15 protein-coding genes are annotated in these 19,729 nt (G+C 50.7%); 5 read left to right on the forward strand and 10 right to left on the reverse strand.

Annotation, left to right across the window (positions count from 1 at the left end):
- Positions 1-2: 2 nt before the first annotated feature.
- Together AC6I1F_RS07765 and argH are read right to left on the reverse strand one after the other, a co-directional pair.
- Positions 3-1,457 carry a lyase family protein gene (locus tag AC6I1F_RS07765; RefSeq protein ID WP_251569823.1) on the reverse strand — a complete coding sequence of 485 codons (1,455 nt, stop codon included), beginning with the start codon at positions 1,455-1,457 and terminating at the stop codon, positions 3-5.
- A 285-nt stretch (positions 1,458-1,742) separates the two neighbouring features.
- On the reverse strand, positions 1,743-3,254 hold the full coding sequence (gene argH, locus AC6I1F_RS07770) for an argininosuccinate lyase (RefSeq protein WP_289168667.1): 1,512 nt from the start codon (positions 3,252-3,254) through the stop codon (positions 1,743-1,745).
- Between the two features lie 168 nt (positions 3,255-3,422).
- Here argH and AC6I1F_RS07775 point away from each other — a divergent pair, with 168 nt between their 5' ends.
- Entirely contained in the window at positions 3,423-4,373 is a 951-nt protein-coding gene (locus AC6I1F_RS07775; RefSeq protein ID WP_289168668.1) for a LysR family transcriptional regulator, read from the forward strand.
- Between the two features lie 53 nt (positions 4,374-4,426).
- Here the strand turns inward: AC6I1F_RS07775 and AC6I1F_RS07780 are convergent, their stop codons facing one another.
- From AC6I1F_RS07780 to AC6I1F_RS07790, 3 genes are read right to left on the reverse strand one after another with little or no spacing between them, the layout of a single operon-like run.
- Positions 4,427-6,028: an efflux transporter outer membrane subunit gene (locus AC6I1F_RS07780; protein ID WP_290150525.1), complete on the reverse strand. Its 1,602-nt coding sequence runs from the start codon at positions 6,026-6,028 to the stop codon at positions 4,427-4,429.
- Complete coding sequence (locus tag AC6I1F_RS07785; protein ID WP_497801715.1) at positions 6,025-9,531, reverse strand: efflux RND transporter permease subunit; 3,507 nt, start codon at positions 9,529-9,531, stop codon at positions 6,025-6,027. Before AC6I1F_RS07785 ends, AC6I1F_RS07780 begins: the two co-directional genes overlap by 4 nt.
- A gap of 17 nt (positions 9,532-9,548) precedes the next feature.
- Complete coding sequence (locus AC6I1F_RS07790; RefSeq protein ID WP_251451808.1) at positions 9,549-10,745, reverse strand: efflux RND transporter periplasmic adaptor subunit; 1,197 nt, start codon at positions 10,743-10,745, stop codon at positions 9,549-9,551.
- Between the two features lie 221 nt (positions 10,746-10,966).
- On the opposite strand from AC6I1F_RS07790, the gene AC6I1F_RS07795 reads away from it, so the two are divergent.
- The 4 genes from AC6I1F_RS07795 (at position 10,967) to AC6I1F_RS07810 (ending at position 13,549) form a co-directional block, all read left to right on the forward strand.
- On the forward strand, positions 10,967-12,115 hold the full coding sequence (locus AC6I1F_RS07795; protein ID WP_497801716.1) for a hypothetical protein: 1,149 nt from the start codon (positions 10,967-10,969) through the stop codon (positions 12,113-12,115).
- A 231-nt stretch (positions 12,116-12,346) separates the two neighbouring features.
- Entirely contained in the window at positions 12,347-12,661 is a 315-nt protein-coding gene (locus AC6I1F_RS07800; protein WP_289171420.1) for a DUF6978 family protein, read from the forward strand.
- Between the two features lie 106 nt (positions 12,662-12,767).
- Positions 12,768-13,340 (forward strand): DUF1828 domain-containing protein, encoded by a 573-nt coding sequence (locus AC6I1F_RS07805; protein ID WP_289077708.1) that lies wholly within the window; start codon positions 12,768-12,770, stop codon positions 13,338-13,340.
- A complete protein-coding gene (locus AC6I1F_RS07810) occupies positions 13,295-13,549 on the forward strand; it encodes a DUF1829 domain-containing protein (protein ID WP_353889787.1) in 255 nt (84 codons plus the stop codon). The genes AC6I1F_RS07805 and AC6I1F_RS07810 overlap by 46 nt, the downstream gene beginning before the upstream one ends.
- Positions 13,550-13,653: 104 nt before the next feature.
- On the opposite strand, the gene AC6I1F_RS07815 is transcribed toward AC6I1F_RS07810, so the two are convergent.
- From AC6I1F_RS07815 to AC6I1F_RS07835, 5 genes are all read right to left on the reverse strand, one after another.
- The gene (locus tag AC6I1F_RS07815; RefSeq protein WP_160335721.1) at positions 13,654-13,995 is read right to left on the reverse strand and encodes a cytochrome c3 family protein; all 342 of its coding nucleotides are present in this window, start codon (positions 13,993-13,995) and stop codon (positions 13,654-13,656) included.
- 62 nt (positions 13,996-14,057) lie between these two features.
- On the reverse strand, positions 14,058-15,776 hold the full coding sequence (locus AC6I1F_RS07820; RefSeq protein ID WP_160335722.1) for an FAD-dependent oxidoreductase: 1,719 nt from the start codon (positions 15,774-15,776) through the stop codon (positions 14,058-14,060).
- A 130-nt stretch (positions 15,777-15,906) separates the two neighbouring features.
- Positions 15,907-17,280: an FAD-dependent oxidoreductase gene (locus tag AC6I1F_RS07825; RefSeq protein WP_160335723.1), complete on the reverse strand. Its 1,374-nt coding sequence runs from the start codon at positions 17,278-17,280 to the stop codon at positions 15,907-15,909.
- Positions 17,277-17,903 (reverse strand): response regulator transcription factor, encoded by a 627-nt coding sequence (locus AC6I1F_RS07830; protein WP_160335724.1) that lies wholly within the window; start codon positions 17,901-17,903, stop codon positions 17,277-17,279. The genes AC6I1F_RS07825 and AC6I1F_RS07830 overlap by 4 nt, the downstream gene beginning before the upstream one ends.
- Positions 17,900-19,648 (reverse strand): sensor histidine kinase, encoded by a 1,749-nt coding sequence (locus tag AC6I1F_RS07835; RefSeq protein WP_497801717.1) that lies wholly within the window; start codon positions 19,646-19,648, stop codon positions 17,900-17,902. Before AC6I1F_RS07835 ends, AC6I1F_RS07830 begins: the two co-directional genes overlap by 4 nt.
- Between the last annotated feature and the right edge of the window lie 81 nt (positions 19,649-19,729).

Genomic DNA, 19,729 nt, shown 5'->3' on the forward strand with positions numbered 1-19,729 from the left:
TTTTAATCAACATTGCGGATTGACTTATATTTTTTGAACAAGGCGACGGTGTGTTCTCGATTGGTTAGTCCAAGAACATCAAAAATTTCCTCGCAGACCTCTCTTTCGAGCATCTGCTCTTTCAGCGCAATTTCTTTACATGTCGCATCCTCAGCGAGCGCCTTTTTGGCAAGTTTGACACCAACGGGATAACCGAAAAGCGAGCTCACCATTGTCGAGAGCGATGTTGATTTCACTGCGTAGTCTTCGCACACTTCCCGATTCACTTCAATGCCTTTCAAACACTCGGAGTTGAAGAAACTAAAAGCCGTCGCTGCCGTCTTCAGCGCATCGACAGCAGTAATAAGGCCGCCCGAGTTAATAGAACCGTGGTCAAGCTGTCCTTCGTTCGAAGATAAAAATGTAATTTCTTCAGCAATTACAAGTTCGCCGAGAACATCGGTCATTAATTCGCACAGATAGGCGGTATCTTCAAACGCATATCCGCTTGTACCTTCAGCGACCCTAGGCAGCTGAACTTCGTTGATACCTGATCTCGGCCCTGAAGAGAAAAGCAGCAGATCATTGGCGATACGCGTTACTGAAGAAACCAGCTCTTTCAGGCATTCCATTAAAACAGCCTGATGATCGGTGTTTCTCATTCCGTCAAAAATAGAGCTGTTGGCGATGAGTTCGTCCTCATGCTGCTTCTGAGAGATTTTGAAGCCGACCACTTCAGACAGATTCTCGTAGATATGATCCATGTAGCCCGGAAGAACACCCATACCTGTTCCTACCGCCGTTCCGCCAAGTACGCCATGCGTAAAATTCGAGCGTACTTTTTCAAGTTCTTCTCTCGCTCTTTCAACCGAGCGATGCCAGGCAGCAAAAACCTGACCCCAGGTCATGGGAACAGCATCCTGAAGTCCAGTTCTCCCAAGTCGAACCACGTCTTGAAATTGTTCAGCCTTACTCAGAAGCGTTTTCTCAATTTCCTTTGTCTCCTCCAATACCGGACCGATTAATCGATAAAAAACGATCGCTTCAGCAGTCGGAAATACGTCGTTGGAAGATTGACACATGTTCACATGGGTATTCGGATGAATAAAATCATAGCCACGTTTTCCGCAATGCAGTTCATTAGCTCGGTTGGCAATGACTTCATTGACATTCATGTTGACACCGGTTCCCTGAGAACGCCAAACTTTCACCGGAAAGTTGCCATGAAACTTTCCAGCAATGACTTCATCGGCGGCTTCACAAATTAGTTTTGCCTTTTCCGGCTGCAGAGCCCCAATTTCAGCATTAGTCATAGCACAGGCCTTTTTAATCTGCGCTACAGCAGTAATCACCTCAGGATATTCATTGTATGTATGCGTTCCGACGCAGTAATTATTCGAGCAACGAACCGTCTGGATTCCGTAGTACGCTTCATCAGGAACTTCTAACTCTCCTAGGGAGTCTTTTTCCAATCTCATTGACTTCTCCGTTTGGGTAATTAAAGGATTATTTGACGATAGTGTCACACTGATGTGTGTTTTTCTAAAAGATCTTTACTTTTATGCATCTTTTTATTGATACATCAGCAAAAACAATCTCAAAATCCAGAGAAATGTTTGTTGGAAAAACCTTGATGAGAGGATTAGCGACCTAGTATTCTGAGTTAGGAGCGAAATTCATAGAGCTCTAAAAACAAGAATGGGCGGCATCAAACTATAGATCTATAACCCTTTGCCGCCACACGCCATGACATAAGCCGGCTTCTATTTAACCAGTGCTGCAAGCTCGTTGGTGAGACGCTCCAGATTCTCTTTAGCTTCCTGAACCTGAGTCTTTCTCAGCGTGAGTTTTGCGTTGTCTCTTTCAAGGTGCAGCGCCAAGCGATCCAGCTGACGTTTCACTTCATCCGTATTGGAGCCGCCGATCGTCTTCTTGGCCTGAGCGTTCTTACTCGGATCAAGCGCTTCCTGAATCAGCTCATTAGTAAGTGTAGTCGAGCGCCCCAAAAGCGTCTGGTAAATCGGATTAAGGTCATCTGTTGTAATTTCATTAGCGAACTTCTGCTTCTCCTGCATATAGCCCACCAGCATCGCAACCACGCCGTGCGCGGAACGGAAAGAAATTCCGTCGTGGCGCACCATGTAGTTTGCAAGTTCGGTAACCGTACAGAAATTGCCGACGGCGTTTTCGCGCATACGTTCCCGCTTGAGCGTCAGTGTCTTCACGGTCACATTGATGAGCGCGATATCGGCTTCAAATTCCTGCATGCCGGTCCAGACAAAGCGCATCGCCTCAGTAGAGGAATCGCGGCAGTGCGTGAACGGAATATTTTTGAGAACACTGAACACGGATACAAAGAACGCTTCAAGATGCGCGGCTTTGCCTTTGACATGCTCCAGAGTCATCGGATTCTTCTTCTGCGGCATGATCGAAGAGCAGACCGCGCAGGAGTCATCCACTTCAACATAGCCATATTCCGGTGTCGACCAGATATAAAGGTCGTAGGCAAAACGCGACAGGGTGTTCGATGCGATCGCGAAAGCAGAAAGAATATCCATGCAGTAGTCACGGGAAGCGGTACAGTCGATCGAATTCTGCATCGGCTCATCAAAGCCGAGAAGCTCCGCGGTTCTTTCGCGATTAATCATGAAGGTCGTTGAACCCATGGAACCGCCGCCAAGCGGGCAGATGTTCAGAGATTCCCAAGCGTTTTCAATTCTTCTGAAGTCGCGTTCCAGCGCGTTGAGAATACCCGAAAGGTAGTGACCGAAAGTAATCGGCTCCGACGGCTGCATATGGGTGTAGCCTGACATGACAGCGTCGCGGTTTTTGTCGGCTAAATCCAAGAGGCTTTGGCGCAGTTCATTAAATGAAGCACAGAGCTTGAGGTAAAAACCTCTGATATCCATTCTCTGCTCGCAGGCGAAGAGGTCATTGCGGGAACGCGCTGTATGCTGCTGTCCGCCGATTTCCGGCCCGGTCTGTTCCAGAAGATAGCGCTCGAGGTTGAAATACAGATCCTCCACATTGGGATTGATTTCAAATTCCGGATGTTCCTGCATCGCGGCAATACGCTGTGTGCATTCAAGAATAGAGGCCGCGACGTCCTGCTTAATAATGCCCTGCTCCGCAAGCATAATGACATGCGCTTTGTTGATATCGAGAATCGTCTGATAACTTCTCTCTAAATCCTGTGCGATGGCGGGACCGATGAGGTATTTCACGACCTCGGCCGCCGGTTTCTTCTTAATTTTTCCGCGATGTTTCTCGTCCATGGTTTTTCTCCTTGGTTGATTAATTGAATTAAGACAAAAATATTTTTATCTCAGGCGATGGCAATCGGAAAATAACTTAGAAAAATTCGATAATAATTTTTTAATTATTCGATGTTTTATGCAAAAATTTATTATCGAAGCAAAGAACTATGTAGCCGGAGAATCGTCATGCTTTTCGGAACGCACGCCAAAGTTTTTATTGCCGTCGTCGAACAGGGCAATATTCAGGAAGCCGCCTCCGTTCTCAAAATCTCCCAATCCTCTGTCTCTTATCACCTAAAGGAGCTTGAAAAAGAAGTCGGCTTTCAGCTCTACGACCGAAGCCAAAAGCCGAATCATCTGACGGAAGAAGGCGCTTTGCTTTTCAGAGAGCTTCGGCAGGAGCGAGAGCATCTTGCGCGCACACTCGGAAAGCTAAGATCAGGCTCCTCGATTCGGCCGACATTGCGATTCGGAATTGTTGAAAGCCTTGCTCGCAATCTCGGAGCATCTGTCATTGAGAATCTCGCCTCGCGTTTATCTTCTATCGTTATGGTCACCGGAACCTCGGAGCGTCTCTACAGCAAACTCAAGCACCGAGACATTGATTGGGCGATCACAAGCAGACTGCCGGACGCGTCCGAATTTTTGACGCAGAAACTGTTTTCCGAACCCTCCGTCCTTGCGGTTCCTCTGTCTATGGATTTTGGCGCAAAGGCTGTCAGCTGGCAGGATTTAAAGTTCTGCGGTCTGCCGCTGCTGCGTTATATCCGCTCCTCCGGCGGACACAAAATCACGGAATCACTGCTGGGCGCTCTTTCCGTAGATCTTCCCGTCAAAATTGAAGTGGATGACGGCGGCGTCATGCTGAAGCTGATCGCTGAAGGCCTCGGCTGGTCTTTTATACGGCCTGCGACTTTAATTCAGCACCTGGAACTTACTGAGCGCATCAGAATTCTGCCGATGCCCAACCCTGTGATGCAGCGCCAGCTTATTCTCGCATACCGCAAAGACATCGACCCGCAGATGCGGGACGAAATTTTAAGCATCAGCGATCGTTTTTATAAAGAGACACTGCACCCGGAAATTATCAGACTTGCGCCGTGGCTTACCGCATCCTTAAGCGCTTCCGCTTTATAAATTAAAAGCCTGATCGTCGGTTAGGACAATCAGGCTTATCACCTTATTTATATTTATTTGTGCGGTTCAGCCACCGGAATAGCAACAGCATCGGAACTCAATTCCGCATTGGAAATCTCCGCCGGAGGATCCGGCTTTCTCAAAGGAAGCGGATCTGAGGAAGAAGTCTCCGGAGCCGTTTGGGCTTGTTCCTTCTTCAGCTTTTCGGCTTCTTCTAAGTCTTTGATCGCCTGCTCTTCTTCAATCAGCGCCTGATCAATCCAGCCGCCGCCAAGGGACTGATAGATCTGACCGATGGAGCTCAACGCTCTTGCCTTAACTTCCGCAAGCTGAATTTCCTGCGGAAGCAGAGACTGCTCAGCCTGCAGAACTGTCACGTAACCGGTGTAGCCGCCCTGATACTGAGCGGTCGCGAGCTTCTGATATTCCTGAAGGCTCTTGACCAGCGCCCTCTTCGTGCGAAGCTCAATGACCGCGTTCTCACGGCTGCTGAGCGCGTTATCCACATCGGCAAACGCCTGCGCGACCGCTAACTGATAAGCCGCCAACATCGCTTTCTGCTGCGCTTCAGCACTCTTTACACCTGCCGTAACGGCGCCCCAGCGGAAGATCGGACCGGTAAACGAACCGGTATAACTCCACATGTGCGACGGGCTCTTGAATAAATTATGCAGCTCGTCACTGGCGTAGCCCAATCCCGCTGAGAGCGAAATAGTCGGGAAATAAAGCGCTTTAGCCGCTCCGATATCCGCGTTCGCTGCCTTTAACGTCTCTTCAGCCTCAATAATATCCGGCCGCTGCGTCAGAAGATCACTCGGAATACCGGCCGCAATCACCGGTGTGCTCAGTTCATCAAGCTTCTTGAACTGAGGCATCGCCTTCGGAGCGATACCGGTCAGAATCGATAGAGAATTGATCAGTTCCGTGCGGTTCTGCCGAATCTGAGGAATCTGAACCATGGCACTTTCCCACTGAGAACGCGCCTGCGCGACTTCCATCTCGGAAACATTGCCGTACTGGAAGCGAAGCTTGAAGAGCTTGTACGTTTCAAAGTAACTTTCCGCTGTCGCGACGTCAATTCGATACTGTTCGTCAGCGGCAAGAATTGAAAAATAAGTGCTGACCACCGAACCGATCACAGAAGCGATCGCGGCTTTGTGCGCAGCCTGTGCGGACCGATAGGAAGCGACCGCGGACTCAGTCTGTCTGCGGATGCGTCCCCAGAGGTCAATTTCCCAGGAAGCGTTTGCCAAACCCTCATAGGTTGTAATCGCTTTACCGTCCATCATGGCGCCCGTCACAGTATTGAGACTTTGGCGGGCCTTTCCGCCGTCACCGCTGTAGGAGAGCTGCGGGAAGAGACTCGAGCGGGATACGGTCACCTGGGCGGCCGCCTTCTCTACGTTCGCCATAGTCTGCTGCAGAGTTCGGTTGTTCGCGATCGCTTTGGATACCAGGTAATCCAAAGCCGGATCGTTGTACTGCCGCCACCAGCGGGCGGTCAGCCAGTTAGAGGCGTCAACCTGCCCGTGGATGTTCCTGAAGTTCTCAGGAACCGGCACAACCGGTCTTTCATAATCGGGACCGACCGCGCAGGAGGAGAGAAACAGAGCGGACGACACGGCCGTCGCCAAAATCAGGAATCTTCTTTTCATTGTTTCCCTCCTTCTTTGCTGTCGTCTTTAGCATCAGCCTTTTGCGACTGTTCATTGGCCTGCTCCAGTTTTTCCGCGATCTTATTGTCCTTGCGTTTGAGCGCGCGCTGAGCTTCTTCATCCGAAACCGCGTCTTCGGCATGGACATTATCCTCGCGCTGCTTGTCAGTCAGGGATTCAATGCCGACCTTCTGATCCTCGGTTGCTTCCGGATTGAAATCCGGAGAGTTGGTGATCGTCAGAGTGCCGTCGGGTGATACCTTAACATCAGCTTTCGGGTCATACACGGTACCCGGTCCTTTGAGGATTGCAAGGCGCAGTTTGTCAGTGATCGGAATATTGCGCTCAGCTAATTTAGCGGCAAGTTTCACCGCGCTCTTAGCGCCGCGGCGTTCCGCCCATCCTTCAAACCAAACATAGAAGATCGGGACAAAGAGCAGCGCAAGTGTAGACACGCCAATCATGCCGCCCACAATACCGGTACCGAGAGAGTGTCTCGAAGCGGCGCCCGCGCCTGTCGCAACCGCAAGCGGGAGTGTGCCGCCGATAAACGCAAGAGACGTCATGATAATCGGACGGAAACGAAGCTCGCCCGCGTCAATAGCCGCACGCACCAAATCCATACCCTTGTTTCTGAGTTCAACCGCGAACTCGACGATAAGAATCGCGTTCTTTGCCGCCAAACCGATCATCACCAGCATACCGATTTGGAAGTAAACATCGTTCTCAAGTCCTCTCGCCCATGTCGCAACCAGTGCGCCGATCACGCCGAACGGAACCGCCAGAATGACGGAGCCCGGAAGCGCCCAGCTTTCATACTGCGCGGCAAGCACGAGGAACACGAGCAGCAGACCGAAAGCAAACACCACCGCTGACGATGAGCCTGAAGACTGCTGTTCATAACTGATGCCGCTCCAGCCGTAGGTATAGCCCTGCGGAAGTGTTTCGGCAGCGACTTCTTCCAACGCCTTCATACCTTGGCCGGAAGAGTAGCCCGGAGCCGCATTGCCAATCACCTGAGCCGCTGGGAATCCGTTAAAGTGCGGCAACAGCGTCGGTCCGCTCGTGTATTCCGTTGTAATCACGGAACTCAGCGGAATCATCTCGCCCTTGTTGTTGCTGACATAGAGCTTGGAAATATCATCCGGGCTTTCGCGATAACGCGGTTCAGCCTGAATAATCACAAACCACACGCGGGAGAACTGACTGAACTGGCTCGCAATTGCAGAACCGAACTGACTCTGAAGCGTGTCGAACACGCTTTGCGTATCCAATCCGAGAAGCTTTGCCTTGTCTTTGTCGTACGTGATCTTTAGCTGCTGATTGGAAGCGCTGAATGTCGAAGTAAGACCCGTCAGCTCAGGACGCTGACGCGCGGCGGCAAGGAATTTTTCCAGGTTCTCGCCAAGCTGCACCGGAGAGCCGCTCGCGGTGTCCTGAATCCAGAACTCAAAACCGCCCGTAGTACCCAAACCCGGAATCGCAGGCGGGTTAATCGGGACCACCAAACCGGAAAGCTGAGAAGACATGCCCATGCGCTGCATATCCTGCATAATCGCGTTCGCATTCATCTTTTCCGCTGTCTTCGCGTTCTTATATCGTTCTGAGAACGGAGAAAGCGTCATGAAGTACGTACCGGCGTTGGTCTTCATACCGCCGTCAATCAGCGAGAAACCGGAGACGGAGTTTCTGGTCTCAACGCCCTTGATCGGTTCGAAAGCTTTATCCACGGTCTCCATCATCGTCGAGGTTCTCTGCAGACTCGCTGACGGCGGAAGCATGATGGCCGCAACCACATAACCTTGGTCTTCGCTGGGCACAAAGCCTGTCGGCAGCACTCGGAAGATCGAGAAAATGCTGACCATCATCGCGCCAAAAAGCACCACCACTAAAAGTGTTCTTCTAAAGAGCGCCCTTGTCCAGCCGCCGTATTTAACCGTCAAAATACCGAAGAGACGGTTAAATTGATAGAAGAATCCTTTTGTCTTCGGTTCGGAATGACTCAGCCAGCTTGCACAAAGCGCAGGCGTCAGCGTAAGTGCCACAAAACCGGAAATCGTGACGGAAATCGCAATCGTGATCGCGAACTGCTTATAGAGCATACCGGTCGTTCCCGCCATGAATGCCGCAGGAATAAAGACGCTCGCGAGAACCAGTACGGTTGCGATAATCGGGCCGGAAACCTCAGACATAGCCGCGATCGTCGCGTCCACCGGGTTCATCGCCTTTTCCGACATATTTCTCTCGACGTTCTCCACCACCACAATGGCGTCGTCCACCACCAAGCCGATCGCGAGCACCAAGCCGAAGAGCGTCAGCAGGTTGATGCTGAAGCCCAGCGCAAGCATACCGATAAAGGTACCCGTCAAAGCGACCACAATGGCCGTACAGGCAATCGCTGTAGATTTGAAACTCTGCAGGAAGATATAGATAACCGCAATAACCAGCAGAACAGCTTCAAATAAGGTCTTAATCACCTCTTCAATAGAAATACGGACGAAATCCGTGGTATCCATTGCAACCTTATATTCAAGCCCTTCCGGGAAACTCTTCTTGAGTTCCGTTAACGCTTTGCGCACATTGTCAGATACGTCGAGCGCGTTGGCGCCTGCCTGCTGATACACAGCAATCAGCGCCGCCGGCACGCCGTTCATATTGGCGGTTGCCTCATAGCTTCTTGAACCCACAGCGACTCTTGCGATGTCTTTCACACGCACGATCGCGCTGCCGTCCTGATTGGATCGGACAATGATGTCCTCGTAGCCCTTCGGATCAACTGAAGGAGAAGGCGCGATGATCGGGAAGGTCTGAATCGTTGAGGGCAGAGAGGGAGCAGCACCGATGTTGCCTGCTGCAAACCGGCTGTTCTGTTCGGAAATCGCCGATGTTACATCAGAAGTTGTAATGCCCAGCGAAGCCATTCGATCGGGGTTAAGCCAAATACGCATCGCCTGATCCGCATTACCCAAAATCGCTGATTGTCCGGCGCCCTTCACGCGCTTGATCGCGTCCATTACGTAAACATTGGCGTAATTGTTGATGTAGTCGCGCGAGTACCTCTTATCAGGACTGTAGATACCAACCAGCATCAAAATCGAAGACGAACGCTTTTCGATCGTCAGGCCGTTGGTAATGACCTCTGAAGGCAGATACGGCTGAGCGATGTTGACACGGTTCTGGACCTGAACCTGAGCGATATCCGGGTCCGTCCCGATCTCAAAGAACACCGTCAGCATCATCGAACCGGACGAAGACGACGTACTCTGCATGTAAATCATGTTGTCAACGCCGTTGATCTGCGTTTCGATCGGAGCGGCGACCGTATCGGCCACCGTTCTGGCGTCCGCACCGGGATAATTAGCCGTTACGGTGATCTGTACCGGCGCCATGTTCGGATACTGCTCAATCGGCAGCTGGAACATTGATAGCAGACCGGCGATAACAATCACCAGAGAGGTGACGATCGCGAAAATCGGTCGTTTAATGAAGAAGTTCGAAAACATATGCCGCCTCCCGATGATTAGTTGACAGCGTCGGAGGCAGAATCAGAGGATTTAACGCTCGTGTCCGGTTTAGCCTGATCTACTTCTTTGAGAACTTTAACAGGCGCATCTGTCGCCAAGAGCATCATCCCTTCGGTAACGACCCGATCTCCGTCCTGCAGACCGTTTGTGATCAGCCAGTCCTGACCGATCCAGCTGCCGACTTCAACTGGACGAAGCTGAGCCTTGTCATCCTTAGTAATGACCCATACAAAATGTCCCTTACTGCCCTGCTGAACCGCAATCTGAGGCACGACAATCGCATTGACGTACTTAGAGCCCTTCACAATCGCGCGAACGTACTGCTGAGGACGCAGAACATTGTCCGGGTTGTCAAAGGAAGCTCTCAGTTCAAACGTTCCGGTATCGGGATTGAAGTTCGGGCTCGAGAATGTGACACGGCCGGTGTGACCGTAAATTTCACCGCCCGCAAGCTCAAGCTGAACCTCGTAATCATGATTAGGCGGTGTTTTCAAAATACCCGCTTTCACTTCTTTCTGAATCTGCGCTTCCTGGTTCTCCGACATGGAGAATGTCACCCACATCGGAGACATGGTATAGATGGTCGCCAAGTGCGCGTTTGATGTATTGATATAAGTCCCGTCCGTCTGAAGCGCAGAGCTTGCATAACCGGTTACGGGAGAAGTAATCGTGCAGTACGAGAGATTCAGTTTCGCGCTTTCAACCTGAGCTTTAGCGTTAGACACCGCAGCACTTGTCGTCTGGAAATTTCCGACGGCCTGATCAAGGTCGGTCTGACTGAGCGCTTTCAGCTTGGCCAGCGGTCTGATACGGTCTAAATTGCGTTTTGCGACCTGATGCGCCGCTTCACTTGACGCAAGAGAGGCCTCGGCTTCTCTCAGCTGGACTTCAAACGGTTTTTTATCCATCAGGAAAAGCACCTGACCTTCTTTAACCGTGCCGCCCTCCGTGTATTGGCGGCTGTCGAGAAAACCGTTCACTCGGCTGTAGATCTCAACCGCGCGGGAGCTGTCTGTTTTTGCGACCCAAACCATGTCGGCAGGAACATCATGACGTGAAACTTTAACGACAACAACAGGACTAGGACCGGCAGAGCTGCCGACATCGGTTTTCTTATCACAGCCGGATAACGCCAGGAAACCGCTCGTCATAAGAATTGCCATAACAGTCGGTTTTATCAAAGTTTTAATCACGATTTTTCTCTCTACGTTGTTCTAATAAACCGCAAGGGGCCGATTTAATCGTGATCAGTATGTAACAGAATTTACACTTAGTCGGGATTTCCCTACCCATTTTCGCCATAAAGATATTATTTACTCACTTACCGCGGGCATCCGATAATTCCGACTACACCGAATGCGTCTTAAAATTTCGTTTCTGAAGCAAATCGCTTAATTTTTTCGCAGAGACTTTTATGATGATCACAAGAAAAACAACTCTTTTCCTTGCCTGTGCTCTGTTCTCGTCCGCGGTATCGGCTGCCGCCTACCGCGCACCGCACTGGAAAAGCTTCAAGCTCGGCGAAGACACCTACAGCACAATTTACAAGGCGACCAATCGCTCGGATGACTATGCCTGCCGGCTTAAAAGCCAAAGCGTTTACGACAATAATGAAAGCCAGCTGGTGGTCTTCGGACCTTGTTTAGGCAGCGGACCGCTTGAAACTGTGCTTTTTAACTTCAACAAAGATAAGGTGCTGACTTCGGTACACGCCTACTACAAGCTTGCCGAGGGAACCCAGGACGCGTCCGAACTCTTTGAGACCATTTCAAATCAGCTCGGAGGCGGATTTAAAGAGTACAACCTTGCGGAAAACGGCGTCAGCTCCAAGGTTTGGAAAAAAGAAACACCTCGGATCAGCTACGAAATTAAATTAACCGGAAGCGAGTATGTCGTCGTAGAAAATCTGCGCGGCAGCTCAGAAACCAAAGGACACGTGACGGACAAAACCAAGGCGGTCGCCTCTCACATTTTTAATTATGAGAAAAATGTCTCTCTGCTGCATGATTATGCGCAGGCCTACTCACCTTCTGAACTGATCGACATCACTCGGGAAGACGAAACCGGTTATCACGAGATCACTAAAAACGGCTGTTCCGTCAAAGGCATTCTGCGGGAAAGGCACACCAATTACATTGTGATGGATTCGACGCAGATCTTTCTTTCCAATATGAAGATGGTGAAACACTTCCCGCTGGATCGAGTCGGTCTTCTGAAGCTCAAAGACGTAAGCGTTGACCGCGGCAAGATTTACGCCACACTGGTGTCACCCATTGAACCCGCTCAGGCGACGCTCAGTGACAGACTTGAAGCGCTTGATCTGCTTGAAGCGCGCCGGATAAAAGAGGCAGAAGCTAAAGACCCGCAGGTGCGGCACCACTATGCGGTCGACAAGGGCGCCGAAGGCGTCCTGATGCAGGGCCCCTGCTTTGTGCCGTTCCAAGAAGGACAGCCCTACAACGAAAAGAAGTGCCTTGAAAAAATCGAGGATTACTTCAAATCCTACGACTTTTACCGCACACCGACTTACCGCTTCTTTAAGCGTCTGAGCGACGCACTCTGACAAGAAGCCTAAACTGCGGACCGACTCAGCTGAGTCGGTTTTTTATTAATACCGATCTTTGCGTCGTTCTGTGTAAAGTAAAGATTTTGCGAACGACGCACAAACACTAAACTTCCATTGTGACATAAACTGACGCTGCAGCTTGTAAGATTGATATTGCCTTAAAAATACTCGAGTTGCTCTTGCACTACACGTTGACGCAACAATCGACAAAATCAATACGAATTTAAGATGAATGGTCTTGAACAAGGATTAGCTGATTATTTACTTAACCTTCCAAAGCATTGCGAAGAAAAAAACTTAGCAGAGTTTCCTTCAACCGGCGGAAAAGTTGAACTCGATCTTTTTTCAAACGATCGAAGGGAGAAGTTTATTTTGACTATAAGTCAAAAGAATGTTGTCCTCTATTACACCTTCCAGACAAGAGCAAGAAATTGCTATGTTCTGGCAAGGCTGGATTATGGCGCTCCTCACTTAAATCCGGATGGAACGAGAATAGGCTCTCCTCACCGGCATATTTACAGGGAGGAATACGGTGATAGATAAGCCATAGAATTACCAAAGGAGATCTTTTCAAAAAAAGAAAATCCTATACAAACATTCCAAGATTTCTTAAGCTTTTGCAAAGTAGTTGGAACTCTACCATTTGAATATGGATTCGTATTTAACCCAGAACAGTGAAATAGAAAGTCTTATCGATAAGTATTATCGATGGCTCAAGGAAAACACTCTTGTAAAGTCAGTTCAAGGCGTGACGGAAGTCACTACGCCTTTTTTGAATAGACACAACGACTTTATCCAATTGTATGTAGTTGGTGCAAACAGTAACACTTTCACTCTCTCAGACCTTGGATCAACAATACAAGATTTAGAAATGTGCGGATGTGATGTTTTAAAGGGACATCGCTTTACTCTTCTAAGCCAAACGTTAAACGGTTTCGGTGTAAAACTTAAAGGTCAGGAACTTTACGTTGAAGCACAAAAGGAAACCTTTTGTTGGGCAAAACATTCCTTATTACAGGCTGTGTTATCCGTTGACGACCTCTTCTATTCGGCCAAACCAAATATAGAACCCTTCTTCTTTGAAGATGCTGCAGCCTGGTTGGATTCCTTAGGTATTCGATACACACCAAGGCTCTCTTTAGTCGGTCTAGATTCCAAAACTACTTTGATTTCGCAATTCCGAAGTCTAAGAATGCCGGAGAAAGACTTATCAAACTTGTAAAAGATCCTACAAATGACGCCGCACGTTTGGCGCTGTTCTCTTGGGCTGACACCAAAGCTCAAAGGGGGGCATCGGCAAAATTCTATGTCATTTATAGAAATTCATCGACAAAAGACAACTCTAAATTTAGAACAGCGCTCACCAGCTATGATGCCATTTCTTTCCCATGGGATGAGAGGGATCAATTCTCGGAGGCTTTAGCCAATTAATCCCTCGCTCCGAGCCATCGAACAGGAATCCGGACATGAAAAAAGCTCTGTAACAGGAAGTATCACAGAGCTAAGTCCTACAAGGAGGGAAAAATCATCTATCTTTAGGGAACCTTGTACACAAAGTTATGACAGCCGCCGCAATAGTTCACTCCGGCCTTGTGGCCTTTATGACATTCTGAGCACGGAAGCGCGCCTTCATGCTGAGCGTGAGGATTAACTTCATAGCGGCCTTCGGTTTTTTGGATCATCGCGGGATAGTCTCCGTGACAGGTCGCGCAGACATCCAGGTCTCCGGAGGTCTTGACCTTATTGTCCGGAGTGTGGCAGGACTCGCATTTCATCCCGCGGGCGACATGGCGGTCAGCTAAAAATTGTCCCTGCTGAGCCTGAGCAGTCAGGCAGAAAAGAGACAGGATCATGGCGGAAAAAGCAATGAGGCGCATAATCTTTTTATCCTTGTTTAGAGCCTCGGGCTATTCGCCCGAGGCTTGATTACAGCTGCGTATTACAGAGTGGTGTCCGGAAGTCCGGCAACATTCTTACCGACGTGACGGCCGTAAACCAGACATTCTGTCAGGTTGCCGCCGCCCTGATAAACGAACTTCAGTGCGGAAGCGATTTCACCGACGCTGTAGAGGCGCGGAATCGGTGTGCCGTCCCAGGCCAGAACGCGTCTGTCGCCGTCAGCAAGAAGCCCGCCCTTAGTGTTCGGGCCGCCGGCAACAAGCGGCATCGCATAGAAAGGACCCTGCTCGATCTTGCCAAGCGTTGCGGGTCTGCGGCCAAAGTCGGCGTCCTTCTTGTCGTCGCAGAACTTGTTGAACTTCGTGACTGTCGTGGTCAGATTTTCAGGGACCATGCGGCCTTTGTTTTCCGGATGGTTCTTGATGAGATTGGCGAGTTCCTCAATGCTGTTGGCTTTGAGAATCAGACCGGAAGCGATCGGTTTTTCATTCTTTTCGTCCCAGTCAACCAGACCGTAGCCGACAACGGAGATACCCAGGCCGACGAGCGGTTTGGAAGCGCGCAGTTTTTCATCGAAAATCATCCAGGACGGAGTTCTCGGATAGGACAGAGAATTAATGTCGAAGTGAACCGCAGCTTTGTAGAAGAAGTAGCGGCTCGGATTGTCCGTCACCTTGGTTTCAGCTTCATAACGATTGCCGTAGTTGTCAACCACGATGGAGTTGGCGGAACCCACAGCCGGAGTAATGGAGCCAAGACGCATGCCGTTGCAGCGAACCTGAGTCGGAACGATCACGCGGGCAGCGGACTTGCCTGCTTTCTGCAGACCGGCGCCAGCGGCCATACCCATAGCGATTCCGTCGCCGGTGTTGGAGGTCGTACCGTAGAAAGCCCAGCCGTCAACGCCCGGACCTTCAAGGAAAGCCTGACGCATCGGTTTGCTGTATTCGTAGCCGCCGGAGCAGAGAACGACCGCTTTCTTGCCGCGGTAGAAGACCGGTTTGCCGTTATGCATGGCTTTAACGCCGACCACTTCGCCTTTGGCGTTCTTGAGCAGTTCAACAGCGGGAGTTTCCCAAACAACCTGAATCTTGTCGCCCTGCTTCTTGACGCCTTCTTCCAGGCAGCGCCAGAAAGCTTCGCCGGAGCTGGTTTCTTCTTTCGGACTGTCAACCGACTTCTGATTGAAGTTCTTCATGCGCTTTGTATATGTCGCACGATAGGCATTGTATTTGCACTCTTTAGCGCCGGGGAAATTGGGGAAAGAAGCCTTGTTGAAACCGGGCTGGCTGCCGCCGATAAAGGCCGGATCAAGAGACTGGAGGAAGTCCAGGTTAGAGGGAGAAAGATCAGCCCAGATCTGAGCCAGAACTTCAGAGTATTCAGGGATTTCGCCTTCTTCTTTCCAGTCAATGTTTTCACCGGAGAACATCGCCTGAGCGTAATCCTTCAGAGCTTTCGGATCACCATCTTTGAACGGGCAGTGGAAGATACCGCCGGACATGCGGGTGTTGCTCAGATGATGGTTCTGGGGGTTCTTTTCCAGAATGATAACTTTAGCGCCGTTCTGAGCGGCAACGATACCGGTAGTCGCACCGGCGCCGCCAAAGCCGACAACTACGACATCGGCTTCACCGTCCCATTTTGCGGGAAGGTTGGCTGCGGGTGCGGCAAACGCAGGCGCGACAGCGGCAGCTGCAGCACCGGCTACGGCACCTTTCATAAAGGAACGACGGGAAGCGGTGATGGATTTTGTCATTGATTTCTCCTTGAGATGCGTACCCAAAATGGGCCGCGATGAGAAAATTTTAGTTTTTGCGGCTGTTTTCCCTCAACAAGCAAACGGCCATTGACAGAATCAATTCAATGCAACAAAATTAAAGATTCGTTTAAGAATCCTTAAGGATCGATTCCGCGGCGATTCTTCCAAAACAAACGGCGCTGTTAATGCCGTTGCCGCCAAGTCTGTTTTTCCCGTGAAGGTTGCCGATCATCTGTCCGCAGGCATACAAACCGCTAATCGCTCGATGCGCACCGAGCACACGTGCCTTTGTGTCGATCGCGACGCCGCCGAGCGTAGTATGAATTTTAAAAAACACCCTCACGGCCCAATACGGCGGCTTGTTGAGTACGCCGCGTTCCTGAAGCTCCGCGGCTGAGGCTATCAGATGATCGGGGTTCACCTGCAGCGCCTCGGCTAGTGCTTCCAAAGTTTCGCAGCGCCATGAACGACCGCTGTAAAGCCCGCGGTAAAGACTCTTTCTGCGAGCCAAACCGATCCGCTCCACCGCATCGGAATCGGCGATCGTAAAACAGCGCCGAATATTTTTGCTGCGGTAAGCGCTAAAGATCTCGGACCTCGGACTCGTTTCCTCCACGAATCGGTTGCCGTTCTCATCGACAAGCATCACGACGGTCGGATCATAATCAAGCCGAACCTGCTCCGAGCTTTCCTCAATACCGCCCGGAACGCATTCGATAAACTCCATATTTCTCAGATGAGCGCCAACACTTGAAGCGATATAAATCATTTCTCCTGTCGCTCCCGGATGGCTGTCGCTCCCCATTTCAGCAAAGAGCGGAGAGGACTGAGCCAGCATCTGACGGTTCGCACCGAAACCGCCCGAGGCAAGCACGACTCCGCGGTTGGCAAAGAGCAGACGCTGCTCTCCGCGGTACGTCACGCGAACGCCAACCACCCTGCCCGTTTCATCGTCCGTTACAAGACCGGTCACCGCGGCAGAAATGCGCATATCCACGCCCTTTCTCAGACAGGCGTTGGAGAGTACCTGCACATAGCCGGTCCCCGAAGGCTGAAGCGGCTTGTAGGAGCGTCCCCAGAGGCCTCCGTAAACCAAGTGCGGAACCGGCAAAAATTTCATACCCTGAGATTTGAGCCATTCAAGCGCGGCGCCGCAGCTTGCCGCATAGACCGAAACGACATCCTCATCCGCGTATCCCGCGGCCGATTTCAGAATTTGCTGCTTAAAAAGCTCCACACTGTCTTCTCCGCGCTTTACCGCTTCATCGGTCACCGCGTTGAAGTATCCGCCGGAATGCAGCGTATCGCCGCCAAGAAACGCCATTTTCTCAAGCAGCGTGACCTTCAGACCGTATTCCCTGCAGCTGAGCGCAGCCGTAAGACCGCCGGAGCCGCCGCCGACAACGATCACATCAGAGTACTCCTGCGGCAGGTTCCCTCTGGCCAAAGCAGAAAGCGGCAGGCACATTAAACCGGATTGCAGCAGCAGTCGCCGTTTCATAAGAGACCCTTGTAATGATCCAGATCATGCAGAAACGCTGCCAGCTCAGCGGCGTTTTCCACTTCAAGTTTGTCGTAAACACTCGCTCTCTGTGAGCGGACCGTACGCTCGGAAATTCCTCTTACCTCGGCTATGACCTGATTCGTGAGTCCCTTGGCAACCATTTGGGCGTTTTCTTTCTCGGCTTCCGTCAGCTGATTCCACTGCTGCATCAGCGCTCGTCCGAAAGCCTGATCTTTACGATTGGAAATATTGAGCTTGATCGCCGATTCAATTTCTTCAAGCAGCGTTTCAAGTTTGGGCGGCTTAACGAGGAAGTTTTTTGCGCCTTTATGCACCGCCTGAACCGCCATCTCAATGTCTCCGTGCGCAGATAGGAAAATAATCGGAAGATCGATTTTGCGCCGAATCATTTCGTCCTGCAGCTCCAGCCCCGACATGTTCGGCATACGAACGTCCAGCACCAGACAGCCGTCAATCCTGTTGTCGTCGTTTTCTAAAAATTCGGCCGCGCTGCTGTAGCAGACAACTTTGAGTCCTGCCATCTTTAAAAACATGGACTGTGCCGTCAGAACGGTCGCGTCATCATCCACTAGCCTAACAATAGGTTCACTGCGCATCATTCTTTCCTGTACTTTGAAAGCAGGAGAACCGCTTCGAGCCCTCCGCCTTTAACTTTTCTAAATTCCAAGTGCCCACCGTTGGACTCTGCCATTGCGGATGCAATCGCCAAACCCCAGCCCAGTCCGCCCTCTTTCGAGCTGTAGCCGATCTGTCCGATCTTTAAGAAATCTTCATCTGATATCTCGGGACCGTTGTCAATCACGGAAAGGCGCCAGCGTTCAGGCTCCTCCTCGACTTTGATGAGGATCTTCGGACGCCTGACCGCAGAAGCCGCGGCTGACGCATTCTTGATGAAATTCACGACAATGAATTCAATTTCAAACGGATCCGCCTGAATTTCACAGCCCTTTTTAACTGTGCTGACGATTTTTATATCTCTGCTGTAGCGCAGAACGCGGTCGACAATGTCTTTCAGATCGCACACCTCAACCGTTTTCTTTCGCGCCTTAGCGTAACTGCGGACGTGTTCGATAATGCCTGAAGAGCGCTCAACCTCGGATTGAATCGCATCAATGATTTCCTTGGCCGGCCCCTCGAGCATGCCTTTTCTGCGCAGAAACATGACGAGGCTTCCGGCATAGTAGGAGATATTCGTGATCGGCTGCTTGATTTCATGCGCGAACATACTTGAGAGCTGCGACACAATGCTCATGCGCTCCATCGAATCTACTTTGATCTTATTTTCCTGAGCTTCCCTATGGAAACGTTCCATTTCAACGAGCGCATACCGAAGCTGAGCCGTTCGCTTTTTCACCAGCCAGTTGATGTAGATGCTATGTAAAACCCAAAGTGCAAGCAGCAGAAAACCGATCAGCAGAGGATAGCGATAGTGGGCAAGAAACGCGTCTAAAGACCAGATGCTGACCGGCTTAAAAGGACCGATTTCCAGCTTGCGCAAAAGCTGATAAGTCGGCACGAAATCATTGGCGACCGTCCACTGGAAATCCTGACCTTCGTCAGGCATCGTGAGCAGCGCGACTGCCACTTTGCGGGAAATACTCGAAGGAACCCCGGGCAGCGAAGAAAACACCGCATCCGGGTACAAGTCCGTGCTTTTTGCGCACCCGAGATGACTCTTGGATTCATTCAGCACTCTAAACTCGCCCGGGCGCACTGCGCCTGAAATAATCAGATTTTCTAATTCACAGGCCGCGAGCACGCCGATTTCCGCGGCTTCAGCCCGAATGAGCGCGACCACGTCCGGATATAAGTGATGGGACTCCACCACGCGCCGGAAAAATTTCTCCGGATTGCCAAAGCGCGCAAGCTCCCCTTTTGCGATGAGCCAACCGGGAAAACTGTCGGCGGAAGTGACCGCGACCACCTTTCCCTTGGCGTCGGAAAGCTCCTTGATCTCACTGCTCGTCGGAACAATAAAAGCGGAAGCGACTGTATGACTGACGTCAGGCGAGGACTTAGGTTCACGCGTTGCAACCTGATGCGCGCCCTTGGATTCCATCAGCGACACGTAAGTCGAAGCCGAAGAAACAATAAAGCCCGGCTCAAATTTCCTGATATCTTCGTCCACGCGTTCCGGATTAATTTCAACGATTCGGAAATCAAATTCGGGCAGAGACTTAATCAGATGATCAATCGTCGGAGAGTAGGTATAAATATAAAAATCCGGAGCGAACGTATCGATCAGACCGATCGTCACGCTCGGTTTTGCACATGCGTCAGCTGCTGCGGCAAGCATAAAGACCGCCGCAAGGACAAAAGTTTTTATGGTTTTTATCGCTGGCAAAATATTCTCCGATTGAAAAATATTCTAGCCAGCCGAGCAGGACTTTAGTATTGATAAAAACGTTAAAAAGAAAAGGAGGCC

The sequence above is a fragment of the Parasutterella sp. St.1A3 genome (genome assembly GCF_059728705.1).